This window comes from Pseudomonas sp. PWP3-1b2, from assembly GCF_049896045.1.
Classification (GTDB): domain Bacteria; phylum Pseudomonadota; class Gammaproteobacteria; order Pseudomonadales; family Pseudomonadaceae; genus Aquipseudomonas; species Aquipseudomonas antarctica_B.
In genome coordinates this window covers 41,122-54,685 of record NZ_JAFCTN010000014.1, presented here as the reverse complement: position 1 = coordinate 54,685, position 13,564 = coordinate 41,122, and the positions used below count along the sequence as shown (strand labels likewise).

The window sequence follows — 13,564 nt, the reverse complement described above, 5'->3', positions numbered from 1 at the left end:
AGGCTAATACTCAGATAAGCCAGGAAATTCAGGAAATCCGCGACACCCGACTGGGCAGAAGCGCCCGCCACTTTAGCAATGGTTATCGGTCCACTCAAGTTTTTTACCGAGAGCTCGCCGAACAACATTTTCTTGAGGGATTCGAGCGTCAGCACACTCATGGTCCAAGTGCGTTTTGCACCCTCGCCAATTGCTGCCAACGGCCCGTAACTCACCTCACGCAACATCGATGGTGGCCACTCGACGCCTTTGACGCCGGCACCCAGGTAACCCCCGGCCGCCTTGGCCTCCCCACGAACCGACAGGGTCACGGGGACATCGATTTGAGCACCATCGCGCTCAACTTTCAGCACAATTTTGGTATCAGGGCGTACACGCACCAGGTCAACCACCTGCTGCCAGTCGCCGAGCGCCTGACCATCCAGCGCCAACAGGCGGTCGCCGGTTTTCAGACCTGCGGCCTGAGCCGGCCCCTTCGGATCGAGCTCGGCAAGCACCGGCGGCAACGCCGGACGCCATGGACGGATGCCCAAAGACTTGATTGGATCAGGCTCATCGGAACCCTGAAGCCAGCGATCCAGCGCCAGTTCGCGCGGCGTTTCAGCGGTGGAGTCCTGATCGCGCACCACGACATTGACCGAGCCACTCTCACCCAAACGACGCACCAGGCGAAGATTGACATCGCGCCAACCCATGGTGGGCTCGCCATCAATGGATACAATTTCCTGCCCGGCAGTCAGCCCAGCCTTGGCCGCAATGCTGCCAACTTCGACAGCACCGATGACGGGACGCATCTCCTGGCTACCGACCATGGCCAGGATCCAGAAAAACACCATCGCCAGCAAAAAGTTGGCGATCGGGCCGGCGGCAACAATGGCGATACGCTGACGGACGGTCTTGCGATTGAACGACTGGTCCAGCTGATCTGCCGGTACTTCGCCTTCGCGCTCATCGAGCATCTTGACGTAACCACCCAGCGGGATGGCTGCAATCACGAACTCGGTGCCACGGCGGTCGTGCCAGCGCAGCAACGGCATGCCGAAACCGACGGAAAAGCGCAAGACCTTGACGCCGCAACGACGCGCCACCCAAAAGTGGCCGAATTCGTGGAAGGTGACCAGCACACCCAGAGCAACCAGGGTGCCGACAATCATGTAGAGCGCACTCATCTAATTTCTCCGCATTCCAATCCAGTGCCTGAAGGCGCAAACCTGCCCACAGACTAACGCGCGTTGCGGTTCAACCATTGCTCGGCCAGGGCCCGGGCTTTTGCATCCGCCTCGAACACTGCACCCAAATCATTTACAGCCACGACCGGCTCAAGGCTCAAAACGTCCTCGATGATACTCGCGATCTGTGGAAAGCGGATGCGCCGTTCGAGAAACGCCGCTACAGCCACTTCATTCGCCGCATTGAGCATCGCCGGAGCGCTGTTGCCCGCTTCCGCAGCTTGACGCGCCAGGCGCAGGCACGGGAAGCGCTGCTCGTCCGGCGCTTCGAAATCCAGCCGGGCAATGGCAAACAGGTCCAACGGCGCTACACCCGAGTCTATCCGTTCCGGCCAGGCCAGGGCATTGGCGATCGGTGTGCGCATATCAGGGTTACCCAACTGGGCCAGCACCGAACCGTCCACATAGTCGACGAGCGAATGAATCACACTTTGTGGATGAATCACCACTTCGACCTGATCAGGCCGTGCGTCGAACAGCCAGCACGCCTCGATCAACTCCAGGCCCTTGTTCATCATGCTCGCCGAATCCACGGAAATCTTGCGCCCCATGGACCAGTTCGGGTGTGCACAGGCCTGGTCCGGCGACACATGCTCCAGCTCAGCCAACGGAGTTTGCCGGAATGGGCCACCGGATGCCGTCAGAAGAATCCGGCGTACACCCACCTGACTCAGGCCACGGGCAAAATCGCCGGGCATGCACTGAAAGATCGCGTTGTGCTCGCTGTCGAGGGGCAGCAAAACGGCGCCGCTCTTGCGTACCGCTTGCATAAAAAGCGTGCCGGACATCACCAGCGCTTCTTTATTGGCCAACAGGATTTTCTTGCCGGCGTCGACGGCGGCCAGTGTTGGACGCAAACCTGCCGCGCCAACAATAGCGGCCACCACGGTGTCCACCTCGGCGTCAGCCGAGACCTGGCACAAGCCCTCCTCGCCCACCAATACCTGCGTGGCAAGGCCTGCGGCGCGCAGGCCATCCTGCAAGCTTCGAGCAGCGACTGCCTCGGGCACTACGGCGAACCGGGGCACGTGACGCACGCACAGGGCCAGCAATTCATTAAGGCGGGAGAAACCGGTCAGGGCGAACACTTGGTAACGATCGGGATGGCGGGCGATAACATCCAGGGTACTCAGCCCGACCGAACCAGTGGCACCGAGTACGGTGACCTGTTGCAAGCCGCTCACGAAGCGGTCATCCACAACAGCACGGCGAAGATCGGAATCGCCGCGGTAAGGCTGTCAATTCGGTCCAGCACACCACCATGACCCGGCAGCAGGTTGCTGCTGTCCTTGATACCGGCCTGGCGCTTGAACATGCTTTCAGTAAGGTCGCCCACCACCGAGATGAACACGACAATGGCCGTGCCCAGCAGGGCCAGGAATATTTCCTTCAGCGACCAGTCACGCACAAGCCCGACAACCAGGGTGATCACCAGCGTCAATGCCAGACCGCCGTATACCCCTTCCCAGCTTTTGCCCGGACTGACGGCCGGCGCCAGCTTGCGCTTGCCGAACGCCCGACCGGAGAAGTAGGCGCCAATATCAGCGCCCCACACCAGCACCATCACAGCCAGGATGAGCCAGTTGCCCATCGGTGCATTTTTGATCTCAACCAACCCTTGCCAGGCCGGCAGCAGCACCAGCAAGCCAATCACCAGCTTGCTGGCAACACTCGACCAATGGCCGCTGGTACGCGGATACGTCAGCACCAGGAAGGTGGCAAGCACCCACCACAACACCGCAGCGCCGAGTACCCATGGCACAACAGTGCTGGAAAGGGTGTGCATCAGGAACAACAACAGCGCCACGACTGCGGCGTAAACCACCCGCGGCAGCTGAGCGTTGAAGCCCGCCAGGCGCGCCCATTCCCAGGCACCCAGGGTCACGACCAGGCCAATAAACAGCGCAAAGCCGGACCCGTCGAGCAGGAAAAACCCGCACAAGGCAATCGGCAGCAGGATGAGTGCTGTGATGATTCGTTGTTTAAGCATTTAAACCCGGGCTCCAGCTTCGATCTGCTCGCTCGTTTTACCGAAGCGACGCTGACGGGAAGCGAAATCGGCCAGCGCATTACGCATGGCATCGTGTTTGAAGTCCGGCCAGAACAGGTCGGAGAAGTACAACTCGGTGTAGGCCAGCTGCCACAGCAGGAAATTGCTGATGCGGTGCTCACCACCGGTTCGGATGCACAAGTCGGGCAATGGCAGGTCGCCGGTTACCAGACACGTCTGCAAGAGTTCAGGCGTGATGTCATCCGGCCGCAGATGGCCGGCCTGCACTTCGCGGGCAAGCCGCTGCGCAGCCTGGGCAATGTCCCACTGACCACCGTAATTGGCGGCAATCTGCAGCACAAAACGGTTGGCGCCGGCGGTGATGGCCTCGGCTTCGCGCATGGCCGCCTGCAGTTCCGGGTGGAACCGCGAGCGATCACCGATGATACGCAGGCTGATGTTGTTGTCATTGAGGCGCTTGGCCTCACGACGCAGGGCCTTGAAGAACAAGTCCATCAAGGCACTGACTTCTTCGGCAGGCCGCTGCCAGTTTTCACTGGAGAAGGCGAACAGGGTCAACACTTCGACCTTGGCCTCGGCGCACACCTCGATCACTGCCCGTACCGCATCAACACCCGCTTTATGCCCGGCGACACCCGGCATAAAGCGTTTTTTCGCCCAGCGATTATTCCCATCCATGATGATCGCGACATGGCGCGGCACCGCGGAGGGCACAGTCTGCTTGGTCTTTTCCATGAAGGCGTCCTGATCCCTTATACGGCCATCAGGTCCTTTTCTTTCTCTTCCGTGGCCTTGGTGATCTGGGCCTCGGATTCCTTGGTCAGCTTGTCGATATCAGCGATGGCACGACGCTCCTCGTCTTCGCTGATTTCCTTGTCCTTGACCAGCTTCTTCAAGTCACCCAACGCATCACGACGGATGTTGCGCACAGCAACACGCGCATCTTCAGCGGCGCTGCGCGCCTGCTTGGTGAAGCCCTTGCGGGTTTCCTCAGTCAGGGCAGGCATGGAGATCAGCAGCAACTCGCCCAGGTTGGTCGGGTTGAGGTTCAGGCCGGCGCTCTGGATGGCCTTGTCGACAGCACCGAGCATGTTGCGCTCGAAGGCCACGACTTGCAGGGTGCGCGAGTCTTTTACGGTGATGTTAGCGACTTGGGTGATGGAGGTGTCTGTGCCGTAGTACGGCACCATCACGCTACCCAGAATGCTTGGGTGTGCCTTGCCTGTACGAATCTGACCAAACGCGTGGTTCAGCGACTCCAGGGATTTGTGCATGCGCTCTTGAGCGTCTTTTTTGATTTCGTTGATCATTGTTCGATTTCCTCGATCAGAGTCCCTTCCGCGCCGCCGTGTACGATATTCAGCAGGGCGCCGGGCTTGTTCATGTTAAATACGCGCAGCGGCATCTTGTGGTCGCGGCACAGGCAAATAGCCGTCAGGTCCATCACACCCAGCTTGCGATCCAGCACTTCATCGTAGGTCAGATGATCGAACTTCTCGGCATGCGGGTCTTTGAATGGGTCTGCAGTGTAAACACCGTCAACCTTGGTGGCTTTGAGCACCACGTCCGCGTTGATTTCGATACCACGCAGGCAGGCTGCCGAATCCGTGGTGAAGAACGGGTTACCGGTACCGGCAGCAAAAATCACCACTTCCTTGGAATCGAGGTGGCGCATGGCTTTGCGTCGATCATAGTGATCGGTCACACCCACCATGGAAATGGCCGACATGACGATAGCGGTAATGTTGGCTCGCTCGAGTGCGTCGCGCATGGCCAGGGCGTTCATCACAGTGGCCAGCATGCCCATGTGGTCGCCGGTTACCCGATCCATACCCGCAGCGCTCAGTGCAGCACCGCGAAACAGGTTACCACCACCGATAACCAGGCCGACCTGAACGCCGATGCCAACCAGTTGGCCGACTTCCAGCGCCATGCGGTCGAGTACCTTGGGATCAATCCCGAACTCTTCCGAGCCCATCAGGGCCTCGCCGCTAAGCTTGAGTAGAATGCGTTTATAGCGAGCCTGATAACCACTGCCCTGCTGAGCCATTGCGAATCTCTCCTGCGGCGTATTTTTAAAAATTCTTGGCGAGCCGTTTACGGCTTGCGTTTACTCTAGCTGGACGCTATCACAGCGCCATCGGAACACGGCTTTGTAAGCCAGTTCCGACAGGAATCCAAATAAATTCGGCCTTCCCATTTGAAAAGAGGCTGCGCGCGTGAGCGGGCAGCCTCTTTCGGGCGACAGTTAAAAAACCGTCTTATTGCTTTGCAGCAGCAACTTGGGCAGCAACTTCAGCAGCGAAGTCGTCGACCGGCTTCTCGATGCCGTCGCCTACTTTGTAGTAGGTGAAGGAAACGATTTCAGCACCGGCTTTCTTGGCCAGTTCGCCAACCTTGATTTCAGGGTTCTTGACGAACGCCTGCTCAACCAGGGAAGCCTCAGCCAGGAACTTGCTGATACGGCCCTTGATCATGTTTTCAACGATGTTCTCTGGCTTGCCAGCGATTTTGTCAGCGTTGAGGCTCAGGAACACGGCTTTCTCGCGTTCGATTGCGTCAGCGGAAACTTCCGATGGCAGCAGGAATTCAGGGTTGCTGGCGGCTACGTGCATAGCGATGTCTTTGGCCAGTTCAACGTCGCCGCCTTTAAGGGCAACCACAACGCCGATTTTGTTGCCGTGCAGGTAACCACCAACAACATCACCTTCAACGCGAGCCAGGCGACGGATGTTGACGTTTTCGCCAACTTTGCCGACCAGTACCAGGCGATCCGCTTCTTGAGCTTCGATCAACGGCTCAACAGTGGTCAGCTTGTCGTCGAATGCTTTCTTGACGCTGGCAGCAACGAATGCCTTGAAGTCGTCTTGCAGAGCGAGGAAGTCGGTCTGCGAGTTCACTTCCAGCAGAACGGCATTTTTACCGTCTTCAACCAGAGCAATAGCGCCTTCAGCCGCTACGTTGCCGGCTTTCTTGGCAGCCTTGATGGCGCCCGAAGCACGCATGTCGTCGATGGCTTTTTCGATGTCGCCGCCGGCCTTGGTCAAGGCCTTTTTGCAATCCATCATGCCTTCGCCGGTACGCTCACGCAGTTCTTTAACCAAAGCTGCAGTAATCTCTGCCATTTCAAAATCCTCTTGGATAGGTTTTCAACCATTCCACCCGATCAAACGGGCGATCAATTCTTCCCGAATCTCCGTTGTAGGCCGCCGCACGTTACAGTCGCTGTGTTGCGCTACCGCAAGTGAGTGCCGACAAACGGTTTTCGAGGTGGCAAAAAGGGGGCCAAGCCCCCTTTTTGCTTACTGAGTCAACGCCAGGGCGTCAATTACTCAGCGGCAGCTACCGGAGCTTCTTCAACGAACTGCTCGGTACCACCAGCAACGTGGTTGCGGCCACGGATTACAGCGTCAGCCATCGAACCCATGTACAGCTGGATAGCGCGGATTGCGTCATCGTTGCCTGGGATGATGTAGTCAACGCCTTCCGGGCTGCTGTTGGTATCGACTACACCGATAACCGGGATGCCCAGCTTGTTGGCTTCGGTGATCGCGATGCGCTCGTGATCAACATCGATAACGAACAGTGCGTCAGGCAGACCGCCCATGTCCTTGATACCACCCAGGGAACGATCGAGCTTTTCCAGGTCGCGAGTGCGCATCAGCGCCTCTTTCTTGGTCAGCTTGGCGAAAGTACCGTCTTCGGCTTGCACTTCAAGGTCACGCAGACGCTTGATGGAAGCACGGATGGTTTTGAAGTTGGTCAGCATGCCGCCCAACCAGCGGTGATCGACGTACGGCGAACCGCAACGTGCTGCTTCTTCAGCAACGATCTTGCCAGCGGAACGCTTGGTGCCGACGAACAGAATCTTGTTTTTGCCCTGGGCCAGACGCTCTACGAAAGTCAGAGCTTCGTTGAACATTGGCAGGGTTTTTTCAAGGTTGATAATGTGGATCTTGTTACGCGCGCCGAAAATGTACTTACCCATTTTCGGGTTCCAGTAACGGGTCTGGTGACCGAAGTGCACACCGGCCTTCAGCATATCGCGCATGTTGACTTGGGACATGATAGTTCCTTAATAAGTCGGGTTTGGCCTCCACGCATCCCAATGACCAACCAGCGGCTTCAAGCCTCCGGCACCCAGGTCATCGTGTCGACACGTGTGTGGATTTAAGCTCTGCGGGGTATCCCCGGAAAGCGGCGCATTTTATACCACAGGATCCTCGAAAACGGAACACGCATTCACATTCGCTGCCGGCCGCTTTGATGTAACCCCTTGAATAGAGCCAACATGCCCCTACCCTATAGAGAGAAGCGATCATCAGGGGCTCATGATTTGAGGCCATCGTCTGTTAGAATCGCGTTTTTTGAGGCTTGTGCGAATTCTGTAACCTTTTGTCGCACGCCCGCAAACCGTATTGATTTCAGCGCGTCGCGCTAGAGAGAGCCTGTATGACCGTTAGTTTGAAAACCGCCGAAGACATCGCCGGCATGCGCATTGCCGGCAAACTGGCTGCCGACGTGCTGGAAATGATTGCCGAGCATGTCAAGCCAGGCGTCACCACCGACACGCTGAACCAGATCTGCCACGACTATATAGTCAACGTACAAAAAGCCATCCCTGCGCCGCTGAATTACAAAGGCTTCCCCAAGTCGATCTGCACCTCGGTCAACCACGTGGTCTGCCACGGGATTCCCGGCGACAAGCCGTTGAAGGATGGCGACACCCTTAACATCGACGTCACCGTGATCAAGGACCGCTATTTCGGCGATACCAGCCGCATGTTCCACGTCGGCACCGTGCCGGTGTGGGCCGAGCGCCTGTCCCAGGTGACTCAGGAGTGCATGTACAAGGCCATCGAAATCGTCAAACCCGGCTGCCGCCTGGGCGACATCGGTGAAGTGATCCAGAAACACGCCGAAAAGAACGGTTTCTCGGTGGTCCGTGAATTCTGCGGCCACGGCATCGGCACCGTATTCCATGAAGAGCCACAGATCCTGCACTACGGCCGCGCCGGCACCGGCATGGAACTGAAAGCCGGCATGACCTTTACCATCGAGCCGATGATCAACCAGGGCAAGGCCGACACCAAGGTGCTGGGCGACGGCTGGACCGCCATCACCAAGGACCGCAAGCTCTCGGCTCAGTGGGAACACACCCTGCTGGTCACAGAAACCGGCTATGAAATCTTCACCCTGCGCGCCGACGACACGATTCCACGCGTTTCGGCTTAAAGGCTGGCCTGGTTTTCCAACGCTGTGTTGTGACTGACTGATAGATAGAAAGGAAAGCCGATCGATGCCCCAGGTGGATCCCGAACTCTTCGACCGTGGCCAGTTCCAGGCGGAACTGGCCTTGAAGGCGAGCCCTATTTTCGCCTTCAAGAAGGCTATCCGCCAGGCGCGCGAAGTGCTCGATGCGCGCTTTCGCAGCGGGCGGGACATCCGCCGGCTGATCGAGGACCGCGCCTGGTTCGTCGACAACATCCTGCAAAAGGCTTGGGAACAATTCAATTGGAGCGAAGACGCTGATATCGCTCTGGTGGCGGTCGGCGGCTATGGTCGCGGCGAACTGCATCCCTACTCGGATATCGACCTGCTGATCCTGCTGGACAGCGCCGATCATGAGATCTTTCGCGATTCCATCGAGCGTTTTCTCACATTGCTGTGGGACATCGGCCTGGAAGTCGGTCAGAGCGTACGCTCGGTGGACGAATGCGCCCAAGAGGCCCGCGCCGACCTGACCGTCATCACCAACCTGATGGAAAGCCGCACCATTGCCGGCCCCGAGCGCCTGCGTCAACGCATGCTCGAAGTCACCAGCACCGCGCACATGTGGCCAAGCAAGGAGTTTTTCCTGGCCAAGCGCGCCGAACAGAAGGCCCGGCACCACAAGTACAACGACACCGAATACAACCTGGAACCCAACGTCAAAGGCTCGCCCGGCGGGCTGCGGGATATTCAGACGATCTTGTGGGTTGCCCGTCGTCAATACGGCACCCTGAACCTGCGCGCCCTGGCGGGTGAAGGCTTCCTGGTGGAGAGCGAAAACGCGCTGCTGGCCTCTTCCCAGGAGTTCCTGTGGAAAGTGCGCTACGCCTTGCACATGCTCGCCGGGCGTTCTGAAGACCGCCTGCTGTTTGACCATCAGCGCTCCATCGCCACACTGCTGGGGTTTGAAGGCGAAGACGCGAAGTCCAGCATCGAAAGCTTCATGCAGCAGTACTACCGGGTGGTCATGAGCATTGCCCAGCTCAGCGACCTGATCATCCAGCACTTCGAAGAAGTGATTCTGGCCCCCGAAGACGAGGCGCCACCGCAGCCGATCAACTCACGTTTCCAGCTGCACGACGGCTACATCGAGGCGCGCAACGACAACGTGTTCCGCCGCACCCCGTTCGCCATGCTGGAGATCTTCGTGCTGATGGCCCAGCAGCCGGAAATCAAAGGCGTGCGCGCCGATACCATCCGTTTGCTGCGAGAAAATCGCCACCTTATCGACGACGATTTTCGCAACGACATCCGCAATACCAGCCTGTTTATCGAGCTGTTCAAGTGCAGGATCGGCATTCACCGCAACCTGCGCCGCATGAACCGTTACGGCATACTCGGGCGCTACCTGCCGGAATTCGGCTTTATTGTCGGGCAAATGCAACACGACCTGTTCCACATCTATACCGTGGACGCCCACACCCTGAATCTGATCAAACACCTGCGTAAGTTGCAGTACACCCAGGTGTCAGAGAAATTCCCGCTGGCCAGCAAGCTAATGGCCAGGCTGCCCAAGCCGGAGCTGATCTACCTGGCCGGCCTGTACCACGACATCGGCAAGGGCCGGCATGGCGACCACTCGGAAATCGGCGCGGTCGACGCCGAAGCCTTTTGCCAGCGCCACCAATTGCCCGTGTGGGACAGCCGCCTGATCGTCTGGCTGGTACAAAACCATTTGGTGATGTCCACCACTGCCCAGCGCAAGGACTTGTCCGACCCACAGGTGATCCACGACTTCGCCGGGATCGTCGGCGATGAAACCCACCTCGACTACCTGTACGTGCTGACCGTTTCCGACATCAACGCCACCAACCCGACGCTGTGGAACTCGTGGCGCGCCAGCCTGTTGCGCCAGCTCTACACCGAAACCAAGCGCGCCTTGCGCCGTGGCCTGGAAAACCCGGTGGACCGCGAAGAGCAGATCCGCCGCACCCAAAGCGCGGCCCTGGATATCCTCGTGCGTGGCGGTAACGACCCGGACGATGTCGAGCAATTGTGGTCGCAATTGGGCGACGATTACTTCCTGCGCCACACCGCTGGCGACGTTGCCTGGCACAGTGACGCGATCCTGCAACAGCCCGCTGATGGCGGCCCGCTGGTGCTGATCAAGGAAACCACGCAGCGCGAATTCGAAGGCGGCACGCAGATTTTCATCTACGCGCCGGACCAGCACGACTTCTTCGCGGTGACCGTGGCTGCGATGGACCAGCTCAACCTGAACATTCATGACGCGCGGGTTATCACCTCCAGCAGCCAGTTCACCCTCGACACCTACATCGTGCTCGACACTGACGGCGACTCGATTGGCGACAACCCGGCACGCGTGAAAAAAATCCGTGAAGGCCTTACCGAGGCCCTGCGCAACCCTGACGACTACCCGACCATCATCCAGCGTCGGGTACCGCGCCAACTCAAGCACTTTGCGTTTGCGCCCCAGGTGACCATTTCCAACGACGCCCAACGTCCGGTTACCGTGCTGGAACTCAGCGCGCCGGATCGCCCAGGGTTGTTGGCACGCATCGGCGGGATTTTCCTGGAGTTCGACCTGTCGTTGCAAAATGCCAAGATCGCGACCCTCGGCGAGCGCGTGGAAGACGTGTTCTTTATTACCGACGCCGACAACCAGCCGCTGTCAGACCCGGAACTGTGTCTGCGCTTGCAGGAAGCCATCGTCGAGCAGTTGAGCGTGACCCAAGAGGCGGGCGTCGAGCTGACGCGCCTGACTATTTGATTATTTAACCTTGTAAACACGACCCCGGTGGGGAGCTGGCTTGCCTGAGATGCGTGCGCCACAGTGTCGCTGGCACACCGAGGTGATGCCTTCGCAGGCAAGCCAGTTCCCACAGGGTCTGTGCCCAACGTGATAGAGGCTTTCATGAACAACGCTCTGAACCAACTGCAGCCCTACCCATTCGAGAAACTGCGCGCCCTGCTCGGCAGCGTCACACCGAACCCGGATAAACGCCCGATTGCCCTGTCCATCGGCGAGCCCAAGCATAAGTCCCCGGAGTTCGTTGCCAAGGCGCTGGCTGACAACCTCGACCAAATGGCCGTGTACCCAAGCACCCTGGGCATCCCGGCACTGCGCGAAACCATCGGTGCCTGGTGCGAGCGTCGCTTCAACGTGCCCAAAGGCTGGCTTGACCCGGCGCGCAACATTCTGCCGGTCAACGGCACCCGTGAAGCCCTGTTTGCCTTCACCCAGACCGTGGTTAACCGTGGCGACGATGCGCTGGTCGTCAGCCCGAACCCGTTCTACCAAATCTACGAGGGCGCAGCGTTCCTGGCCGGTGCCAAGCCGCACTACCTGCCGTGCCTGGACAGCAACGGCTTCAACCCGGACTTCGACGCGGTGACGCCGGACATCTGGAAACGCTGCCAGATTCTGTTCCTGTGCTCCCCCGGCAACCCGACCGGCGCGCTGATCCCGGTCGAGACGCTGAAAAAGCTCATCGCCCTTGCCGACGAATACGACTTCGTCATCGCCGCCGACGAGTGCTACAGCGAACTCTACTTCGACGAACAAACCCCGCCGCCAGGCCTGCTCAGCGCCTGCGTCGAACTGGGCCGCCAGGACTTCAAGCGGTGCGTGGTGTTCCACAGCCTCTCCAAACGCTCCAACCTGCCGGGCCTGCGCTCGGGCTTTGTGGCCGGCGACGCCAACATCCTCAAGGCCTTCCTGCTGTACCGCACCTACCACGGCTGCGCGATGCCGGTGCAAACCCAGCTGGCGAGTATTGCCGCCTGGCAGGACGAAGCCCACGTTCTGGCTAACCGCGACTTGTACCGGGAAAAATTCGACGCCGTGCTGGCGATCCTCAAGCCGGTGCTGGAGGTACAAAGCCCGGATGGCGGGTTCTATCTATGGCCAAACGTGAATGGTGACGATGCCGCTTTTTGCCGCGACTTGTTCGTGGAGGAGCACGTGACCGTGGTGCCGGGCTCGTACCTTTCACGCGGAGTAGACGGCGTCAACCCTGGTGCCGGGCGTGTGCGCCTTGCTTTGGTTGCCCCGCTGGCGGAATGCGTGGAAGCGGCCGAGCGGATTCGGGACTTTATTCAACGTCGCCGCTGAGTGTCCGGCCTGCGTTTGCTTCAGGTAAACGCAGGCTTACAACTTCGTACAGTGTGATCGGAACTTTCCTGCGATTTGAACGAATACATCAAAACACTCGTTCTCACTCAGCGCAGGAAATAACACATGATAAGCACCATTCCCCTTGCTGTTTTTCAGCCCCAACTCTCCGCCCCCGTCAGCGAAAATGCTGCAGACTCCGGACAACCCCTTTCCCGAAGCCGGCGCAACGTTAGCGAACCGGCCAAATACTGGCCGCAAAACAGCACGCTAAAGATAGCCATGTATGAATACGACATGGATGACGAATACGTGTTGGCCGTCAAACAAGCCGCCAGCGAATGGCTGCCGCATATCAATCTAAAGTTCGAATTCGTACCTGGTGAGGAAGGCGACGTACGCATCACACAGAATATAGGCAACAACGGAGGGGGCGCCTCGGCGCTCGGGACAGAAGCACTCGATGTGTCTCCCGGCTACCCGACCATGTCGTTACCAGAAAATCATAAGCACCCCAGATTCAAGTTCGTCGTCATGCACGAATTCGGACACATGCTCGGGGCTCATCATGCCCACCAACATCCGGACTCCCATATTCCGTGGGATATGGACAAAGTCTATGAAGGCTACAGTCGCATTGCAGGAATGGATCGACAAGCGGTGCAAAACAATATTCTGCCTCTGCCTCGTTCCAGCCAATACGACTTCCTGCCCTACGATGGCGACTCGGTCATGCACTATGAAGTCCCTTATGCCGTGACCCACGGGGACTGGGGCCAGTCTGAAACCTGGTCGCTGAGCGACGGCGACATCGCCTGGGCAGAAAAGGCCTACCCAAAAACGATACCCGCTATTTCTTGAGGCCCGGATTCGCCCCGCTCATGTGCAGATCCGCCAATACCTCTCGCAGCACGTCATCACCCCCTCTGGTGATGACGGCTAAAACTGTGGCTTGTTGATCAGCGCCACATGGAACCG

Annotated in this window: 12 protein-coding genes; 4 read left to right on the top strand and 8 right to left on the bottom strand. The window is 58.7% G+C overall.

Features of this window, described 5'->3' with window-relative positions:
* The 8 genes from rseP to rpsB form a co-directional block, all read right to left on the bottom strand.
* The coding region (gene rseP / locus ACP7A2_RS11740; RefSeq protein ID WP_426134334.1) for an RIP metalloprotease RseP at window positions 1–1,169 on the bottom strand (1,169 nt) is incomplete at its 3' end.
* 53 nt (window positions 1,170–1,222) lie between these two features.
* Window positions 1,223–2,413 (bottom strand): 1-deoxy-D-xylulose-5-phosphate reductoisomerase, encoded by a 1,191-nt coding sequence (gene ispC, locus ACP7A2_RS11735; protein WP_426134333.1) that lies wholly within the window; start codon window positions 2,411–2,413, stop codon window positions 1,223–1,225.
* Window positions 2,410–3,219 carry a phosphatidate cytidylyltransferase gene (locus tag ACP7A2_RS11730; protein WP_426134332.1) on the bottom strand — a complete coding sequence of 270 codons (810 nt, stop codon included), beginning with the start codon at window positions 3,217–3,219 and terminating at the stop codon, window positions 2,410–2,412. The genes ispC and ACP7A2_RS11730 overlap by 4 nt, the downstream gene beginning before the upstream one ends.
* Window positions 3,220–3,975 carry a polyprenyl diphosphate synthase gene (gene uppS, locus ACP7A2_RS11725; RefSeq protein ID WP_426134331.1) on the bottom strand — a complete coding sequence of 252 codons (756 nt, stop codon included), beginning with the start codon at window positions 3,973–3,975 and terminating at the stop codon, window positions 3,220–3,222.
* 17 nt (window positions 3,976–3,992) lie between these two features.
* Window positions 3,993–4,550 carry a ribosome recycling factor gene (frr, locus tag ACP7A2_RS11720; RefSeq protein WP_348061077.1) on the bottom strand — a complete coding sequence of 186 codons (558 nt, stop codon included), beginning with the start codon at window positions 4,548–4,550 and terminating at the stop codon, window positions 3,993–3,995.
* Window positions 4,547–5,290, bottom strand: coding sequence for a UMP kinase (gene pyrH / locus ACP7A2_RS11715; protein ID WP_375068170.1), 744 nt, complete (start codon window positions 5,288–5,290; stop codon window positions 4,547–4,549). Before pyrH ends, frr begins: the two co-directional genes overlap by 4 nt.
* A gap of 211 nt (window positions 5,291–5,501) precedes the next feature.
* Window positions 5,502–6,365 (bottom strand): translation elongation factor Ts, encoded by an 864-nt coding sequence (gene tsf / locus ACP7A2_RS11710; protein ID WP_426134330.1) that lies wholly within the window; start codon window positions 6,363–6,365, stop codon window positions 5,502–5,504.
* Between the two features lie 203 nt (window positions 6,366–6,568).
* Entirely contained in the window at window positions 6,569–7,306 is a 738-nt protein-coding gene (rpsB, locus tag ACP7A2_RS11705) for a 30S ribosomal protein S2 (protein WP_003219330.1), read from the bottom strand.
* Between the two features lie 386 nt (window positions 7,307–7,692).
* On the opposite strand from rpsB, the gene map reads away from it, so the two are divergent.
* The 4 genes from map to ACP7A2_RS11685 all read left to right on the top strand — a co-directional run bounded on the left by map (window position 7,693) and on the right by ACP7A2_RS11685 (window position 13,447).
* A complete protein-coding gene (map, locus tag ACP7A2_RS11700; protein ID WP_016974402.1) occupies window positions 7,693–8,475 on the top strand; it encodes a type I methionyl aminopeptidase in 783 nt (260 codons plus the stop codon).
* A gap of 64 nt (window positions 8,476–8,539) precedes the next feature.
* A complete protein-coding gene (locus ACP7A2_RS11695; protein WP_348060605.1) occupies window positions 8,540–11,242 on the top strand; it encodes a [protein-PII] uridylyltransferase in 2,703 nt (900 codons plus the stop codon).
* A 144-nt stretch (window positions 11,243–11,386) separates the two neighbouring features.
* Window positions 11,387–12,586 (top strand): succinyldiaminopimelate transaminase, encoded by a 1,200-nt coding sequence (gene dapC, locus ACP7A2_RS11690; RefSeq protein WP_426134328.1) that lies wholly within the window; start codon window positions 11,387–11,389, stop codon window positions 12,584–12,586.
* 126 nt (window positions 12,587–12,712) lie between these two features.
* The gene (locus ACP7A2_RS11685; protein WP_426134327.1) at window positions 12,713–13,447 is read left to right on the top strand and encodes a M12 family metallopeptidase; all 735 of its coding nucleotides are present in this window, start codon (window positions 12,713–12,715) and stop codon (window positions 13,445–13,447) included.
* The last annotated feature ends 117 nt before the right edge of the window (window positions 13,448–13,564 follow it).